Source organism: Streptomyces sp. NPDC001903 (genome assembly GCF_042891345.1).
In the GTDB taxonomy this organism is placed as follows: Bacteria; Actinomycetota; Actinomycetes; order Streptomycetales; family Streptomycetaceae; genus Streptomyces.
Genome location: NZ_JBIASZ010000003.1, coordinates 570,346 through 585,938, shown reverse-complemented (window position 1 = coordinate 585,938; position 15,593 = coordinate 570,346). Strand labels below are relative to the sequence as shown.

12 protein-coding genes are annotated in these 15,593 nt (G+C 75.7%); 6 read left to right on the top strand and 6 right to left on the bottom strand.

Annotated features, from left to right (window positions below):
* Window positions 1-58 precede the first annotated feature (58 nt).
* From ACFYZS_RS09375 to ACFYZS_RS09365, 3 genes are all read left to right on the top strand, one after another.
* The gene (locus ACFYZS_RS09375; RefSeq protein ID WP_389008672.1) at window positions 59-691 is read left to right on the top strand and encodes a molybdopterin-dependent oxidoreductase; all 633 of its coding nucleotides are present in this window, start codon (window positions 59-61) and stop codon (window positions 689-691) included.
* The gene (locus ACFYZS_RS09370) at window positions 688-1,980 is read left to right on the top strand and encodes a Dyp-type peroxidase (RefSeq protein WP_389008669.1); all 1,293 of its coding nucleotides are present in this window, start codon (window positions 688-690) and stop codon (window positions 1,978-1,980) included. Before ACFYZS_RS09375 ends, ACFYZS_RS09370 begins: the two co-directional genes overlap by 4 nt.
* A gap of 478 nt (window positions 1,981-2,458) precedes the next feature.
* Window positions 2,459-2,728 carry a hypothetical protein gene (locus ACFYZS_RS09365; protein ID WP_389008666.1) on the top strand — a complete coding sequence of 90 codons (270 nt, stop codon included), beginning with the start codon at window positions 2,459-2,461 and terminating at the stop codon, window positions 2,726-2,728.
* A gap of 17 nt (window positions 2,729-2,745) precedes the next feature.
* Here the strand turns inward: ACFYZS_RS09365 and ACFYZS_RS09360 are convergent, their stop codons facing one another.
* On the bottom strand, window positions 2,746-3,117 hold the full coding sequence (locus tag ACFYZS_RS09360; RefSeq protein WP_389008663.1) for a hypothetical protein: 372 nt from the start codon (window positions 3,115-3,117) through the stop codon (window positions 2,746-2,748).
* A gap of 177 nt (window positions 3,118-3,294) precedes the next feature.
* Between ACFYZS_RS09360 and ACFYZS_RS09355 the strand changes: the two genes are divergently transcribed.
* Together ACFYZS_RS09355 and ACFYZS_RS09350 are read left to right on the top strand one after the other, a co-directional pair.
* Entirely contained in the window at window positions 3,295-3,654 is a 360-nt protein-coding gene (locus ACFYZS_RS09355) for a YciI family protein (protein WP_389008661.1), read from the top strand.
* A 79-nt stretch (window positions 3,655-3,733) separates the two neighbouring features.
* Window positions 3,734-4,954, top strand: a complete 1,221-nt coding sequence (locus tag ACFYZS_RS09350; protein WP_389008658.1) for an RNA polymerase sigma factor — start codon at window positions 3,734-3,736, stop codon at window positions 4,952-4,954.
* Window positions 4,955-4,974: 20 nt separating this feature from the next.
* Here ACFYZS_RS09350 and ACFYZS_RS09345 read toward each other — a convergent pair whose 3' ends face one another.
* The 4 genes from ACFYZS_RS09345 to ACFYZS_RS09330 all read right to left on the bottom strand — a co-directional run bounded on the left by ACFYZS_RS09345 (window position 4,975) and on the right by ACFYZS_RS09330 (window position 13,719).
* Window positions 4,975-6,492 carry a condensation domain-containing protein gene (locus ACFYZS_RS09345; RefSeq protein ID WP_389008656.1) on the bottom strand — a complete coding sequence of 506 codons (1,518 nt, stop codon included), beginning with the start codon at window positions 6,490-6,492 and terminating at the stop codon, window positions 4,975-4,977.
* Window positions 6,493-6,605: 113 nt separating this feature from the next.
* The gene (locus tag ACFYZS_RS09340) at window positions 6,606-7,580 is read right to left on the bottom strand and encodes an ABC transporter ATP-binding protein (protein WP_389008653.1); all 975 of its coding nucleotides are present in this window, start codon (window positions 7,578-7,580) and stop codon (window positions 6,606-6,608) included.
* On the bottom strand, window positions 7,577-10,438 hold the full coding sequence (locus ACFYZS_RS09335) for an FtsX-like permease family protein (protein ID WP_389008650.1): 2,862 nt from the start codon (window positions 10,436-10,438) through the stop codon (window positions 7,577-7,579). Before ACFYZS_RS09335 ends, ACFYZS_RS09340 begins: the two co-directional genes overlap by 4 nt.
* Window positions 10,435-13,719, bottom strand: coding sequence for an FtsX-like permease family protein (locus ACFYZS_RS09330; protein ID WP_389008647.1), 3,285 nt, complete (start codon window positions 13,717-13,719; stop codon window positions 10,435-10,437). The genes ACFYZS_RS09335 and ACFYZS_RS09330 overlap by 4 nt, the downstream gene beginning before the upstream one ends.
* 197 nt (window positions 13,720-13,916) lie before the next feature.
* On the opposite strand from ACFYZS_RS09330, the gene ACFYZS_RS09325 reads away from it, so the two are divergent.
* Window positions 13,917-14,639: an ABC transporter ATP-binding protein gene (locus ACFYZS_RS09325; protein WP_389008644.1), complete on the top strand. Its 723-nt coding sequence runs from the start codon at window positions 13,917-13,919 to the stop codon at window positions 14,637-14,639.
* Window positions 14,640-14,644: 5 nt separating this feature from the next.
* On the opposite strand, the gene ACFYZS_RS09320 is transcribed toward ACFYZS_RS09325, so the two are convergent.
* Window positions 14,645-15,529, bottom strand: a complete 885-nt coding sequence (locus ACFYZS_RS09320) for a LysR family transcriptional regulator (RefSeq protein WP_389008642.1) — start codon at window positions 15,527-15,529, stop codon at window positions 14,645-14,647.
* Between the last annotated feature and the right edge of the window lie 64 nt (window positions 15,530-15,593).

Here is a 15,593-nt window from a genome sequence, read left to right as displayed (position 1 = left end):
GGGGCTGATCGCCTTGCATCTGCGAGGTTGATGATCGGCGCGTCGGGAGGGGTCGTCCATGGAACGCCGCAGGAATCTCCGCAGAGCGGGCCTCGCGCTCGCGGCGGGCACGCTGGTCCTTGCGGGCTGCGGGACGCCGACGGAGGGGAAGGACGCGAAGACGGGTGCGGCGGCTTCCGCCTCCGCCTCGCCCGCGGCTTCGGGCGGCGCGTCCGCGAAGGCCTCCGCCGCGCCGCTGAAGCCCGGCGAGGTACGGGTCGGCGGCGAGGTCGGCAAGCCCTACACCCTCACCCTCGCCGACCTGCGCAAGCTGCCCCAGAGCTCGGCGCCGGTGAAGTTCACCAGCGCCAAGGGCGACCAGGAGCACACGTACGCGGGCGTGCCGCTGTACGAGGTGCTGAAGACGGCGGAGCCGCGCTTCGACCAGAGCAAGAAGAACGGCCAGCTGCGCGCGGTGGTCGCGGCGACCGGTGGCGGCGACTACCGCGCCGTCTTCGCCTGGGCCGAACTCGACCCCGGCTTCGCCAAGAGCCAGATCCTGCTCGCGGTCTCCGAGGACGGCGTTCCGTTCGACGACGCGGCCGGACCGCGGCTGGTCGTACCGCAGGACGCCAAGGGCGGCCGGTACGTCTCCGAGCTGAACCGGCTGTGGGTCGGGGTCGTCGACCCGGTGGTCGACGGGGCGAAGTGACGGTGGAGGCCGGGCGGTCCGGCGAGAGCGCTCCGCCCGGCGGCCGGTCCCGGGTCGCCCGCCGGGCCCTGCTCGGGGCCGGGGGGCTGGCCGCCCTGGCCGCGGGCGGCGCCGTACTGACGGGCTCCGGGGCCGGCCCTCGGCCCGGGGAGCGGCGGTCCGCCGCCGTCATCCCCTTCCACGGCCCCCACCAGGCCGGGATCCTGACCAGGCGCCAGCCGTACGCGCACCTCGCCGCCCTGGACCTCGGGACCGGCACCGACCGGGCGCGGGCCGCCGCCCTGCTGCGCGCCTGGACCGAGGCGGCGGCCCGGATGAGCCGCGGCGAGCCGCCGGCCGGTGCGGGGGCGGGTGCCGGTGCCGGTGCCGGTGCGGTGGCCGGGGCGGACGGCGACACGGGCGTCGCCCTCGACGCAGGGCCCGCCGCGCTCACCGTCACCTTCGGCTTCGGGACGGGGCTCTTCGACCGGCTGGGGCTCGCCGCGGCCCGGCCCGAGGCCCTCGCCCCGCTGCCCGCCTTCACGGACGACCGGCTCGATCCGGCCCGTTCCGACGGGGACCTGTTCGTGCAGGTCGGCGCCGACGATCCGTTCGTCGCCGTGCACGCCCTGCGCGTCCTCCAGCGGCTGGCCCGCGGCGCGGCGCGGACCCGCTGGGTGATGTCCGGCTTCACCCGGCCGGGAGCGGGGTCCGGCACCCACCGGAACCTGATGGGCCAGCTCGACGGGACCGGCAATCCGGACCCCGCCGAGGACCCCGCCGGGCGGGCCCGGATCCTGGTCGCCGGCCCGGACGCGCCGGCCTGGCTGGCCGGCGGCTCGTACGTGGTCGTACGCCGGATCCGCATGCTCCTCGACACCTGGGAGGGGCTGCCCGTCCACCACCGCGAGGAGGCCGTGGGGCGGCGGGTGGCCGACGGGGCCCCGCTGACCGGCGGCGCCGAGCGCACCCCGGTGGACCTGGACGCCGCCCGGCCGGACGGGATCCCGGTCATCGCGACCAACGCGCACGTCCGGCTGGCCGCGCCGCGCACCAACGCCGGTGCGACGATGCTCAGGCGCGGCTGGTCGTACTACGACGGCCTGCGCCCCGACGGCACGCCGGACGCGGGGCTGCTCTTCGTCGCCTGGCAGGCGGATCCCCGTACGGGCTTCGTCCCCGTCCAGCGGCGGCTGTCGCGCGGCGACGCCCTCGCCCGGTACACCGAGCACGAGGCGTCCGCCCTGTTCGCGGTGGCGGCCGGCGCCGCCCCGGGGGAGTACGTCGGCCAGAAGCTGCTCGAAGGCTGACGACCGGCGCCGCCACACCCCATTCCGGGGGTGCAGCTCTGGCTCCGATCCGGTTCCGCAGGGACCACGCCGCCGCTCGGGTGAGCCGAACAGCGCCGACTTCGCGTCCAGCAGCGACCACCACGGCCGCCGTTGACACGGGCGAGGTCACGGATGCGGCGATCAGCGTGACTTCAACGGGTTGCAGCGGCATGTGTGCAGGGCTGAAGGTGCGTGCTCTCCGGATCAGAGCGGGATCGCAGCCGTTCGGCCCCCGCAAAGCCGGTGAGGCCAAGTGACGACTGACATACGGCGCCCGCCGGCGGACCGGGCCGAGGGTCGTCACGGCGGAGTGGCCGGTGACTACTGCACCCAGGCCCTCCCCGACCTGCTGACGGCGCACGCGGCGGCGACCCACACATCCGGGAAGAAGTGGTGTCCGTCCGCACGAAGGGGCGCCGCGGGGTCCGTTGTCAGTGGCGGCTGTGAAGCTGGGCGCATGGACGACAGGATGCTCAGGCGCCGGGTCTACGGCGCCGACCACGACGACCCCGACCCCGGCCCGCGCCCCGGCCGCCTCTACGGAGAGCTCGTGGGCGGCCCGCTGGACGGGCTCCTCCTGGACATCACGGGCTGGAGCCCGCGCCAACTCGCCGAAGAGGCCCGGCTCCCCACCGAGATAGGGCGCTACGGCGCCGGCGGCCGAGCCCACTACCGGCGCCGCGCGGCCGATCCGGAGCACTGGGACTGGTCGGGCGACAGTCCGTGATCCGGGCCGGCCCGCCGTCAGGCGGCGGCCCGGCTCACGTTCCTGGCCCACAGGACCAGCGGGACCTGCAGCGGCAGCCGGGCGAGCGTCACGGCCCGGGCGGCGGGGGAGCGCCGGCCGGCGTCGACGGCCATCTTCACGTTCGCGGGGAACACCCCGACGAAGAACGCCGCCGCGGCCAGCGCGGCCACCCGGCGGGTCCGCGGATGGGCGATTCCCGCGGCCAGCACCAGCTCGGCAGCGCCGCTGGCGTACGTCCACTGCCGGGCGGTGCCGGGCAGGGCGCTCGGGACGATCGCGTCGAACTGCTTCGGCGCGACCGCGTGTGCGACGCCCGCGGTCGCCAGCAGGCCTGCGAGGAGTACGGGGGAAGAAGGAGTGCGCGGCATCGGAAGGTCCTCTCGGAAGGGCGGCCGGGGTCCGCGATCCTACTCGCGAGTAGCGCTTTTCGGCCCGGAAGATTCTTTTTGAAGAAATCTCCGGGGAGCTGTCGATCCGGGCGCCTCCCGTTCGACGAAGCAGTGAGAGGCGGGGAACGACCCCGCCCGTCCGACCGAGGAGTCACCATGCCGCGCTTCCTTTCCATGATCCGTATCGACGAGCAGGCCCTTCCCGCCGACACCGAGTTCCCGCCGGAGTTCGGCGAGCGCATGGGCGCGCTGATGGAGGAGATCACCAAGGCCGGGGTCATGCTCGACACCGCCGGACTCCTCCCCACCTCCGAAGGGACCCGGGTGACCTGGTCCGGCGGCAAGCTGAGCTACACCGACGGGCCCTTCACCGAGACGAAGGAGGTCGTCGGCGGCTACGCCATCCTCCAGGCCAAGGACAAGGCCGAGGCGCTGGAGTGGACCAAGCGGTTCCTGGAGATCCACCCCGAGGAGTGGACGGTCGGCGCCGAGCTGCGCCAGATCGACGGGAGCTGACCGCCCCGCGGCAGTCCCGCGACCGCGCCGCGTTTGCCCTGCCTCGTCACGGCTGCTCTGATGGGTGGCCGTGACGGCAGTGAGCGCGACCCAGGCGGTCGAAACGGTGTTCCGGATCGAGTCGGCGCGGATCATCGCCGGTGTCGCGCGCATCGTGCGCGACGTCGGCATCGCCGAGGAGATCGCCCAGGACGCCCTGGTCGCCGCCCTGGAACAGTGGCCGCGGGAGGGTGTCCCGGACAAGCCGGGCGCCTGGCTCATGGCCACCGCCAAGCACCGCGCGATCGACCTCGTGCGCCGCAAGGAGACGTACGCCCGCAAGCTCGCCGAGGTCGGCCGGACCCTGGAGGACGTACCGCCGCCCGCCGAGCCGGCGGCCCCGGACGACATCGACGACGACCTGCTGCGGCTGATCTTCACCGCCTGCCATCCCGTCCTGGCCACCGAGGCCCGGATCGCGCTCACCCTGCGCCTGATGGGCGGGCTGACCACCCAGGAGATCGCCCGCGCCTTCCTCGCCTCGGAGCCCACCGTCGCCCAGCGCATCGTCCGGGCGAAGCGGGCCCTGGCCAAGGCGGACGTGCCCTTCGAAGTCCCCTACGGAGCCGACCGCGAGGCGCGGCTCGCCTCGGTCCTGGAGGTCATCTACCTCATCTTCAACGAGGGGTACTCGGCCACCGCCGGCGACGACCTCGTGCGCCCCGCCCTGTGCGAGGACGCCCTCCGGCTGGCCCGGGTCTTGGCCGCCCTGATGCCCGAGGAGCCCGAAGTGCACGGTCTGGCGGCGCTGCTGGAGTTCCAGGCCTCCCGGATCTCCGCCCGTACCGGCCCCGGCGGGGAGCCGGTGCTGCTCGCCGACCAGAACCGGTCCAAGTGGAACCGGATGCTGATCCGCCGCGGCGCCCTGGCCATGCGGCACGCGGGGAGCGGTCCGTACTCCGTGCAGGCCGCGATCGCCGGCTGCCACGCGGAGGCGGTCCGCTACGAGGACACGGACTGGGTGACGATCGCCACCCTGTACGGACGGCTCGTCGAGCTGGTCCCCTCACCCGTCGTGGAACTCAACCGGGCGGTCGCCGTCTCGATGGCCGAGGGCCCCGAAGCCGCGCTCCCGCTGGTCGACGCCCTGGCCGAGGAGCCGGCCCTGCGCGCCTACCACCTGCTGCCGAGCGTACGGGGCGACCTGCTGGAGCGGCTGGGCCGCGGGGAGGAGGCCCGGGCGGAGTTCGAACGGGCCGCCTCGCTCACGCACAACGCACGGGAACGGGCCCTGCTGCTGGGGCGTGCCGCCCGCGCGTGAACACGGGCGGCCGGCGGTCGTCAGGAGCGGGAGCGGGAGTGCCGGGGGGCGTACGGAGCCGCGTCGAGCAGGGCGTCCTCGCCCATCGGGCGGCGCGGCGCGGTCAGGGCCACCGGCCGCCGGAAGCAACCGTGCCGGGCGATCTCCCGGACCGTGGCGCGCAGCGCCTCCTGGAAGTCGTCCATGGTGCGGCGCGCGGCGGCGGTGTCCACGTAGATCGAGTTCATGTGCAGGCCGTCGGCGTCCCGCTGGAACCAGGAGCAGGCTCCGTTGGCCCGCGCCGACCACACGTGCGAGGTCGGCCGCCAGTCCTCGTGCCGCTCGGCGCCGGGACACTTGCGGACGTCGATGTACGAGAAGAAGTTCACCGGGTAGGGCCAGGAGCGGGCGGCGAACTCGGTGGGCGCCAGCAGCTGCCAGGCCCGTACGAACGGCACGTCGATGTGCTCCATCATCTCGCCGAAACCGGCCCGGACCGCCGCCATGACCTGGGCGAAGTCCCGGCCGGGCGAGGCATCGAACTCGATGGGCATGGTGTTGACGAACCAGCCCACCGAGTTGGCCCAGCCGGCCCGGCCGCGCTCGCTGACCGGCATGAAGCCCCGGTACACCCCCGGCCCGCCGGCCTCGCGCAGACAGACCGCGACGGCCGCCAGGACCCCCATGAACGGCTTGCCGTCCACCGCGCGGCAGGCCTTCTCGAACACCTCGGCCTCGCCCGCGTCCAGCAGCGGCGAGGCCTCGTTGACGATCGGGTACATCCGGTCCGGCTCCACGCCGAGCTCGAGCGGGAACCGGGGGAAGAACTCGCCGCCGCCGCGCGCCATGAACGACTTCCAGTAGCCGAGGCGCTCGTCGTCGGCGGCGATGGAGAGGTAGCGGCGGCGCTGCTCCTCGGCGAAGTCCAGGTAGCTCGGCGCGGGCGGCAGGTCGATCTCCTCGCCGCGGCACAGCGCCTCGTACGCGTTCTGCACCTCGTGGACGACGATCGGCATCGACAGGCCGTCGCAGACGATGTGGTCGAAGGCCAGGTAGACGGTGGCGGAGTCCTCGCGCAGCACGGCGCCCATGGTGAACAGCGGCCAGGACAGCGTGTCGATGCTGCGCTTGAACCGCTCGGCGAGGAAGCCGCGCAGGGCTTCGGAGGAGTCGAACTCGGCCACGGGCACGGTGTCGAGGGCGAGTTCGCCGACGGGAATCGGCTCACACGCCAACTCGCCCGCCAGGCGCCGGAATTCACACCGCAGCACCTCGTGCCGGCGTACGAAGGCCAGCAGGGCGCGGGTCAGGGCCCGCTCCACCAGCGCGCCCTTGACCTCGAAGGTGACCGCGATCCAGGACGCGACGGGATCGTCGGCTCCGCGGCTTTCCTCGGCGACGGTGAAGTGCTTGTCCTGGTTGAAGGAAGCCCTCCTGCCCGTCGTGTCACCCGCCGCACCGCCCGGCGCGCCCGCCGGCGCCCCGGCCGTGGACCGCAACCGCCACTCCACGACCCGACCGGGTGCCATCTGGTGCATCTCCAGAGGAAACTGCCGCATTCCGTCATCCCTTCGCCCCCAGAGTCAACCCCGAGGCCCTAACGACACCCGCCCCACGGAAGTGACGCCCACCGGGTGGCTCGCCGGTCGGCTCATGGGTCTCACCGGTCGGCTCACCGGTCGGCCGGGTCCTCCGCCGTGTCGGGGCGGACCTCGATGTGGTCCGCGGCCAGGTCGACCGCGACGCGGTGTTCCATGCCCAGGGCCTCCAGGAACTTGTGCGGGAGCTGCACGCGGCCGGTCCGGTCGAGCATCACGTACTCGCGCTCGCTCACCGACTCCGCGCCGTGCTCGTCCGTGACCGTACGGCGCAGCACCTCGCTGCTGGTGCGGCCGTCGCGGATGGCCACCGTACGGCGGACCTCGCCCGCGACGAGCGGGTCGTGCGTCACGATGACCACGGTGGCGCCGAGTTCCCGGTTGACGGTGCGGAACGCCTCGAAGATCGCGGCCCCCGTCTCGGAGTCGAGCTCGCCGGTGGGCTCGTCCGCCAGCAGCACCGCCGGTTCGTTGGCCATGGCCACCGCGATGGCCACCCGCTGCTGCTGCCCGCCGGAGAGCTCGGCGGGGCGCCGGTCCGCGAGATCGGCTATCTCCAGCGCCTCCAGCAGCCGGGTGACCCGGTCCGCCTGCCGGTCGGCCGCGCCGCGGCGCCCGATGCGCCCCTTCAACTGCATCGGCAGGGCGATGTTCTGGGCCGCCGTCAGGAACGGCAGGAGGTTGCGGGCGGTCTGCTGCCAGACGAAGCCCACCGCCTCGCGCCGGTACCGCAACCGGTCCTTCGCCGACATCCCGAGCAGGTCGAAGCCCTCGACCGTGGCCGAACCTGCCGTGGGGACGTCCAGCCCGGCCAGGATGTTCAGCAGGGTGGACTTGCCGCTGCCCGAAGCGCCGACCAGGGCGACCAGGTCGCCCCGCTGCACGGTCAGCTCCAGGCCCTGCAGTGCCTGCACCTCGACCCCGTCGGCGCTGAAGATGCGGACCAGGCGGTCGCAGGCGATGGCGGTGTCGGCCCGCCCGGTGCGCGGTGCGGCGGCGGCCAGGGCCTGCCGGCGCAGCTCTTCGTAGGTCGGCTGGTCGCTGTTCAACGCTGGTCTCCCGCTCTCAACTCGGTGGTGATCTGGCGCCGTCCGGATATCGCCGCCTCGGCGAGCACGGCCACGGTGACCAGGAGGGCCAGCCCCAGGGCCTGGGTCAGCACGGGCGGCGCCGTCAGGCGCAGCCCCGTCGGCACCGTCGAACCGACCAGGGCGGACAGGTCCATGGCCGGCCCCAGCAGGGCGACGGCCGCCGCGGCGACGAGCGCCCCGCCGAGGGTGGCGGCCAGCGCCTGCGGCAGCGCCTCGGTCAGGATCAGCCGGATGCCGTCCCGGGGCCGGAGCCCCATCGTCCGCAACCGCGCCAGCAGCGCGGCGCGTTCGGGCGCCGCCCGTACGAGCGTGAGCAGTACGGCCAGCAGCGCGAAGCCCGCGGCCCCGGCCACCGACGCCCAGAACAGCCGGCCCGCCGACCGCTGGAGCGGGTCGCTGCCCAGCTCGGCGGCCGTGTCGGCGCTGGTGCGGAGGGTGAAGCGCCCGGCGGTCCCCGCCGGGGCGGTGGCCCGGACGGCCTCGCGCAGCCGGTCCCCGTCGATCGCCCCGGCCGCGAGCCACCGGTCGGGATGCCCGGTCCTGGGCAGGCGCGCGGTGGCCGGTCCGGCGGGCAGGACGACCACGGAGCCGCCCGCCCCGGGCCTGGCCGGGGTCCCGTCGACCACGCCGACGGAGCCGATCTGCAGCTCGCCGCCGTCGCCGAGCGACAGCCGGTAGGTGCCGGCCGCCGCCAGCTTGGCCAGGTCCTTGCTGAACAGCGCCGGCACCGGGGCGTCGGCGCCGGTCTCCTTCGCCAGTAGCGCGGGGTCGAACTGCCCGCGTCCGACGGTCCTGGCCAGTTCCGCGTAGGCCACCGGCTCGGCGACGACCACCGTGACCTGGGTGGAGCCCTGGACGGTGCCGAACACGAAGGCCTGGTCGTCCGTCCACACCCCGACCGATGTCCGTACGCCGGGGAGCGCGGCCGCGGCCTCGGCCATCGCCGGGGGCAGTGCGTCCCCGTACGGCGCCGCGATCTGGACGTCCCCGCCCACGGCGAGGCGGGCCACCCGCAGCCGGCCCGTGTCCACCGCGTCCAGCACCGTGGCCCCGAACCCGCCGGTGGTGACGGCCAGCAGCAGGGCGACCAGCGGCAGCACCGAAGGGCGCGCCCGGCCGCCGGTGCCCCGGGCGGCGCGGGCCAGGCCCAGGAAGCCGACCAGGCCGGGACGCCGCCCGGCCGCCCGGGCCAGTGCCCCGACCAGGACGGGCTGGAGCCGGGCCAGCACCAGGCCGCCGCACAGTGCGAGCAGCAGCGGGGCGGCGACCAGCAGCGGATCCAGACCCTCGCCGGCGGGCGCCACCCCGCGCTGACGGACCTCGAACACGGCCGCGGCGGTGGCGGCGGCGACCAGCAGCTCGGCGACCAGCCGGCGCCGCGGGGCCGGCCCGCGCCGCCGCGCGGACAGCAGCACGGCGGCCCGTACGGGAAAGGCCAGCAGCGCCAGCAGGGTGACGGCGGCGGCCGCGAGCAGGGACGCGGACGCCCGCGGCGTCGGCAGCAGCCAGAGCGCGAGTACGGTCGCCAGGGCGGCTGCGGGCAGGACGCTCACCGCGCCCTCGCCGAGCAGCCGGCCGACGATGCCGCGCGGGGAGCCGCCGCGGGCCAGCAGCAGCCGCAGCTCCGACTCCCGCCGGTCCCCGGTCAGGGCGGCGGCCAGGCAGAACACCACGGCCGCCACCCCGGCGACCCCCGCCGGGCCGATCGCGGCGAGCGGTGCGACCGCCTGCTGCCGGGCCTCGGCCTGCTTGAACAGCTCGGGAAGCCGGGAGGTGATCCGCAGATCGCTGCGCCGGGTGGTGGCGCGCAGCGCGGAGGCCGTGGGGCCGCCCACGTACGCGGCGACTTCCCGGGCGACGCCCGGCAGCAGGTCCGCGCGCAGCCGCGCGGTGTCCACCGGGAGCCGCCAGAAGTCCTCGGCGCCCTCGCCCCACGGCCCGAGCCGGTCGAGCCCGTCGGGCCCGACGAGCGCGGCGGTGTGCCAGTACCGCTGCGGCGGAGCGGTGGGGGTGTTGGTCTGGCAGGCGCGGGTGAGGCAGGGCAGCCCGGCCCAGAAGACGTCGCCCTCGTCGGCGGCCCGGTAGAGGCCGACGATCTCGGCGTTCATCGGTTCGGAGCTGTTGGCGATGGACTCCAGCACCGTGCCGACCCGGACGCCCAGGGTCTGCGCGGCCTGCTGGGACAGCGCGATCGGCACGGGCCCGCCCGGGGCGCCGCCGCTCGGCCAGCGGCCCTCCACCAACTCGGTGTGCGCGGCGGCCTCCCGCAGGTACAGCAGGTCCAGCCGGGGCGGGACGCCGTCGGGGCTGGGCAGTCCGGGGTTGGCGAGGCCGCGCTGCTTGGCCGCCTGGGTGCCGTGGACCACTCCCGTGGGGGCGATGGCGAAGCCGGCGCCGGTGCGGGCGAGCAGCGCGTTGCGTACGGAGTCCAGGTCCTCGGGGGACTCCTGCCCGTACCGGGAGGTGGAGGTGGCGAGGAGGCTCGTCGCGACGGGACCGCGGTCGTGCAGGAAGGAGCGCAGCGCCTGATCGGAGCCCCGGTCCAGGGCGCGCGGCAGGGAGGCCGCCAGCAGTACGGCGACGAAGGCGAGGGCGGCGGCGAGCAGGGCGCTCGACGGCGCCGACCGCAAGCGGGTGCGCACCCACGGCGCCGGCCGCACCCCGGAGGGGGCCGCGGGCCGGTCCTCGGGCGGAGCCGGTCGTGCCCCGGGCACTCGGGCGGGACCGGACGCCGGCGCCTGGCCCGGCGGGCCGTCCGGCGCGGCGTCCGGAGCGCCGTCCCGCGCGCTGTCCGGGGTGTCTGCGGGCCTGGTCACAGCTCCTCCACGTACCGCAGCCGGGCGGCCGCGTTCGAGACGTTCCGGTCGCGGCGGCCGCCGAGAACCGCCGACAGCAGCGGCACCGCCGCGATCGCGACGGTCAGCAGCAGCGTCGTGGCGTTCGGCAGGTCGACGACCACCTGCGGCACCGGACGGCGCGCGGCGGGCGTCAACACCACCAGCGGCACCACCAGATGGACGATCGCGGCGCCGAGCCCGACCCCGACGGCGCAGCCGAGCCCGACCAGCAGGCAGCTCTCGGCGGCCGCCGTCCGGGCCAGGGTCCGCCCGGGCGACCCGAGCGCCAGCAGCACCGCCGACTCCCGGGCCCGCTCGCGGGCACCCGCCGCGGCCGAGGCGGCGAAGCCGATCGCCGCCAGCACGGCGCAGGCCGCGGCGAGGGCGGCCAGCGCGCTCTGCGGGCCGGCGCTCAGCGGGTCGTCCAGCAGACCCGCCGCGACTTCCTCGCGCAGCCGCACCTGCTGCACCCCGGCGCCGGCCCGCAGTTCGGCGGCGGCCCGGGCCGGCGCGGTGTCGGCGGCGGACTTCGCGGGCAGCCACCACTCGGTGGGCGCGGGCAGCTCCCGCGCGCCGCCCGCGGCCAGCAGGCGCCCCGCGGAGCCCAGATCGACGGCGAGCGCGGTGTCCCCGGCCACGGGCAGCGAGCCGATCGCGGCGGTGATCCGCACGGGTACGGAGACCCCGCCCAGCGGTACGGGCACCAGGTCGCCCACGGCCGCACCGACCCCGGCGAGGTAGGCGCGGGTGGCGATCCCCGGCACCTCGGCGGCGCCCTGCGCACCCGGCGGGACCAGCGCCAGCTGGATCCCGCCCTTGGCCTCGTGGCCGCCCCGATAGCGCAGTTTCAGCAGCTCCGAGCCGTCCTGCGCGACCGGCAGCAGCTCCGCGGCGGGGGAGCCGTCGGTGAGCGCGGGTCCGGACAGCGACCAGCCGGCCGCGGCGGTCACCGGTTCGGCCCGGCCGGCCGCCGTGTCGGCCACGGCCACCCGGCGTACGGTCAGCTCCGCGCCCGCGGCCGCGGATCCACCCGCACCGAAGTCGGAGCCCTCCTCGCCGGCGCCGTACGACAGCGCGATCCCGGCCAGGGTCAGCGGAGCCGCGGCCGAACCGAGCGGGGCGCCGGTCAGCGCTCCGAGGTCCACCGAGGCGGTGGCGGGGCCGGCCGCGGGCAGCTGGACCATCGGCGTCCGGTAGGTCAGCCCGAACCGGTCGCGCAGCAGCAGCCCGATCCCGGCGTGGCCGCTGTCACCGCCGGACACCCGCAGCTCCACGTCGAGGTCGATGCGCTGCGGCTTCCCGGGCAGGGCGACGCCGCCCGCACCGGAGGCGGGCCGCGCCGACAGGGGAGCGAACAGCGCGGACATCCCGCGCCCGTCGCGCAAGTCGGCCCGCAACGGCACCCGTTCGGCCACCCCGGCCGCGTCCAGCGCGAGCACCTGCGCGGACCGCCCGCCCGGCAGCTCCTGGGGCCTGCGGATCACCGGGATCACGCCCTCGCCGCCGGGCAGCGCCGCGTACCGGCCGCCCTGGCCCATCGCGGGGAGGTCGCTGCCGGAGATCCGCAGCCCCCCGGCGGTGGCGAACTCGGCCTGGTCGCGCTGGGACGCGGACCACGCCGTGTGCTGGCCGAGGGCCAGCACCCCGCTGGAGACGGCCAGTACGAGCAGCAGCACGGGACCCGTCGCCCGCCCGGGCCGGCGCGCGAGCTGCCAGCCGACGAGCGCGGGGCCCAGCCCGCGGCCCCGGGCGGCGATCCGTCCGCCCAGCCGCGCGGCGAACGGCAGCAGTCGCAGCACCAGCAGCGTGCCCGCGCACAGCGCCAGCGTCGGAGCGGCCACCAGCACCGGGTCCACGCCGATCGGCCCGCCGTCGCCCGCCGCACCGGCGGTGAGCCCGTCGCCGGCGTGCTGCGACAGCTGCTGGTAGGCGAGGGCGGCGAGCGCCACCAGTGCCAGGTCGGCGCCCGAGCGGGCGGCCCCGGCCACCAGCGCCTGACGGCGTCCGCTGCGGCGCAGGGCCGCGGCCGCGACCCCGCGCAGCAGGGCGGGCAGTGCGGCCAGCAGTACGCAGGCCAGCGCGCAGCCGGCCGCGACCGGCCACAGCAGCCAGGTCCCGGCGGTGTCGAACGGCACCCGCGCGAGCGGGCCGAACCCGCCGAGCAGCCGCAGCAGCGGCGGGGTGAGCAGTGGAGCCAGCACCGCGGCGGGCAGGGCGAGCAGCAGCGCCTCGGCGGCGCTCAGCGCGCCGAGGCGGCGGCGGGAGGCGCCGCGCGCCGCGAGCAGCACGCGCTCGCCTTCCTGGCGCTCCGTCAGGAGGTGTGCGACGAGCAGCAGGGCGGCTGCGGCCAGGACGGCCAGCTGCAGCGCGCCGATGAGCAGGGTCGACCGGGCGACCAGCTGGGCCGAAGCCAATTCGCCGAGGAATTCCGGCAGTTCGGTTCTGGCCTGGAGGGACTTGGTGCGCTTCAGCGTCTCGGCGGCCGAGCCCGTACGGTCCCGGATCGCCTCCGCGTCGGAGCCGGCGGTGGTGGTGAGGTCCGGGGTGAGGAGCGAGCCGCGGTTGTTCTGCACCAGCCCGCCCGCGGTGAAGGCGGTGTCGTCCACGAGCAGCGGGCCGTACGTGGTGAAACTGCCGACCTGGAGCTCCCGGCCGCCGAGCGGGTCCAGCCGCCAGTACGGCGCCTCGGGGTCGGCGGCCCGGTACACGCCGGTGACCAGCACGGTCAGCGGGGCGCCGCCGTACCGGTCGTCGAGCCGCACCTCGGCGGGCAGCGCCTGCGGGCTCAGCCCGAGCCGGGTCAGCGCCGCCCGGGGTACGGCCACCGGCACCCGGCCGCCCGGGGCGCCGACGGCCTCGGGCCACTGGCCGGCCAGCAGCTTCACGTTCGCGTGGTCGAGGGCGGCGAGCAGGGTGAGGTCGGCGTCCCGGCCGGGGGTGCGCGCGCCGGGGAGTCCGTACGAACGGCTGCGCGCCACGCTCTCGACGGCGACGGGCAGCCGGCCGAACAGCTCGGCTGCGAAGGCCCGTACGGCCTCGTCGTCCTTGCCGCGGTCGGCCGCGGCGTGCTCGGCGGTCACCAGGACGGTGGTCCGGGCCCGGTCCGGGCCCTGCAGGGCCTGGCGCAGCCCGGCCTCGCCCACGCCGCGGGTGAACGCGGACAGTGCGGTCAGCACGGTCGTGGTGATCAGTACGGTCAGCAGCACGGCGGCGGCGAGCGGCACTCGCCCGCGCAGCCGACGCACGACGAAGCCGAGCATGTGCCGTTTTCCTCCCCCATCCGGACCGTTGGCACCGGATAGCGGACGATGCTGTCAGATTCGAACGCGCGACGGAAGGGGCTTGCGCGAAGGGTGGGGCGGATGAACAAATTCGAAACGAAGCGATTGAGGGCGATTGAGGCGGTTGCGTTGGCCGCCGCGGCGATCGTCGGCAGATTCCAGGGGGAGTCCACACCATGACGCAGAACCAGGCCGACGAGGCGCAGACGCCCATGGTCGTGGCCCACGGCCTCCAGCGCAGTTTCGGCAGCGGCGAACGCGCGGTGCACGCCCTGCGCGGGGTGTCGTTCGAGGTCGAACGCGGGCGGCTGACCGCGCTCAAGGGCCGCTCCGGCTCCGGCAAGACGACCCTGCTGAACCTGGTCGGCGGCCTCGACGCCCCGACCGGCGGCAGCGTCGTGCTCGACGGCACCGATCTCGCCGGGCTGGACGAGGAGGGCCTGCTCGCGCTGCGCCGCGACCGGATCGGCTTCGTGTTCCAGTCCTTCGGGCTGATCCCCGTCCTGACCGCGGTGGAGAACGTCGGCGTCCCGATGCGGATGCGGAAGGTCCCGGCCAAGCAGCGCGAGGAGCGCGCCCGCACCCTGCTCGCGCTGGTCGGCCTCGCCGAACACGCGGAGCAGCGGCCCGGCGAGCTCTCCGGCGGTCAGCAGCAGCGGGTCGCCGTGGCCCGAGCCCTGGCCAACGAGCCGGCCCTGATCATCGCCGACGAGCCCACCGGTCAGCTCGACTCCGAGACGGGCCGCTCGATCATGCAGCTGCTGCGCGCGGTGGTGCGCAGCGAGGGGGTCACCGCCCTGGTCGCCACCCACGACCCGGCTCTGATCGAACTCGCGGACCGTGTGGTGGAGCTGCGCGACGGCCGCATCGTCGACGCCTCAGGCCCCTCGGACGACTGACCGGCTCACCGCTGCGCCGCCTCGGCCAGCGCCGAGGTCAGCGCCCGCGCGTACGGGTGGGGGCGCCGCCGGCGCGGGGTGACCACGCCGATGTGGCGGGCGGGGCGCGGGGGTTCGATCGGCACCAGGGCGACGGCGGCCTCCGGGGCCAGCGACACGTGCGGGATCAGCGAGACGCCGACGCCCGCCGCGACCAGGGTCTGGGCGAAGAAGTAGTCGGTGGTGGAGGCGGCCACCCGCAGGTCGAAGCGCGCGAGCTCCGCGTACCGGCGCAGATGGGCTTCCGTCTTCAGGCACCCCAGCACCCAGCGGTCGGCGGCGAGTTCGGACAGGCTGAGCGAGGAGCGGCCGGCGAGCGGGTGTCCGGGCGGCAGGGCCAGCCAGAGCGGATCGTCCATCAGCGGCGTCCAGTCGAGCCCGGCGCGCAGGGGCGGCGGGCCGTCGAAGTGGTAGGCGAGGGCCAGGTCGGCGTCGCCCGAGCGCACCATGGGGACCGCGGCCTCCGGTTCCGCCTCCCGTACGGTCAGCTCGACCTCGGGGTGCGCGGCCACGAACCGGGCCAGGGCCGCCGGCAGCAGCCGTCGGCCGCCGCTGGTGAAGGTGGCCACCGTCAGCCGGGGCCGGTCCGCTGTCAGCCGGTCGATCGCGTGGCGCACCTGGTCCAGCTCGGCGGAGATCGTCTCCGCCGCCTCCACCAGCAGCCGCCCCGGTTCGGTCAGGGTGACCCCGCGCGTGCTGCGGACCGCCACCGGATGGCCCAGGCTCCGCTCCAGCGAGGCGATGTGCTGCGAGACCGCGGACGGGGTCAGGAGCAGGGCCGCGGCCGCCTTGTTGAAGCTGCCGTGCTCGGCGACGGACCGCAGGATGCGCAGCCGCTGCACGTCGATCATCAGTTTTCCTTCATACCGGTACAGCAGGTGATCGGTTCTGCTGGGGACCATACAGCGGCACAGT

Coding starts and splice junctions, on each gene's coding strand:
- ACFYZS_RS09375 (WP_389008672.1), top strand. CDS start 59: ATGGAACGCCGCAGGAATCTCCGCAGAGCGGGCCTCGCGCTCGCGGCG.
- ACFYZS_RS09365 (WP_389008666.1), top strand. CDS start 2,459: ATGGACGACAGGATGCTCAGGCGCCGGGTCTACGGCGCCGACCACGAC.
- ACFYZS_RS09360 (WP_389008663.1), bottom strand. CDS start 3,117: ATGCCGCGCACTCCTTCTTCCCCCGTACTCCTCGCAGGCCTGCTGGCG.
- ACFYZS_RS09355 (WP_389008661.1), top strand. CDS start 3,295: ATGCCGCGCTTCCTTTCCATGATCCGTATCGACGAGCAGGCCCTTCCC.
- ACFYZS_RS09345 (WP_389008656.1), bottom strand. CDS start 6,492: ATGCGGCAGTTTCCTCTGGAGATGCACCAGATGGCACCCGGTCGGGTC.
- ACFYZS_RS09330 (WP_389008647.1), bottom strand. CDS start 13,719: ATGCTCGGCTTCGTCGTGCGTCGGCTGCGCGGGCGAGTGCCGCTCGCC.
- ACFYZS_RS09325 (WP_389008644.1), top strand. CDS start 13,917: ATGACGCAGAACCAGGCCGACGAGGCGCAGACGCCCATGGTCGTGGCC.
- ACFYZS_RS09320 (WP_389008642.1), bottom strand. CDS start 15,529: ATGATCGACGTGCAGCGGCTGCGCATCCTGCGGTCCGTCGCCGAGCAC.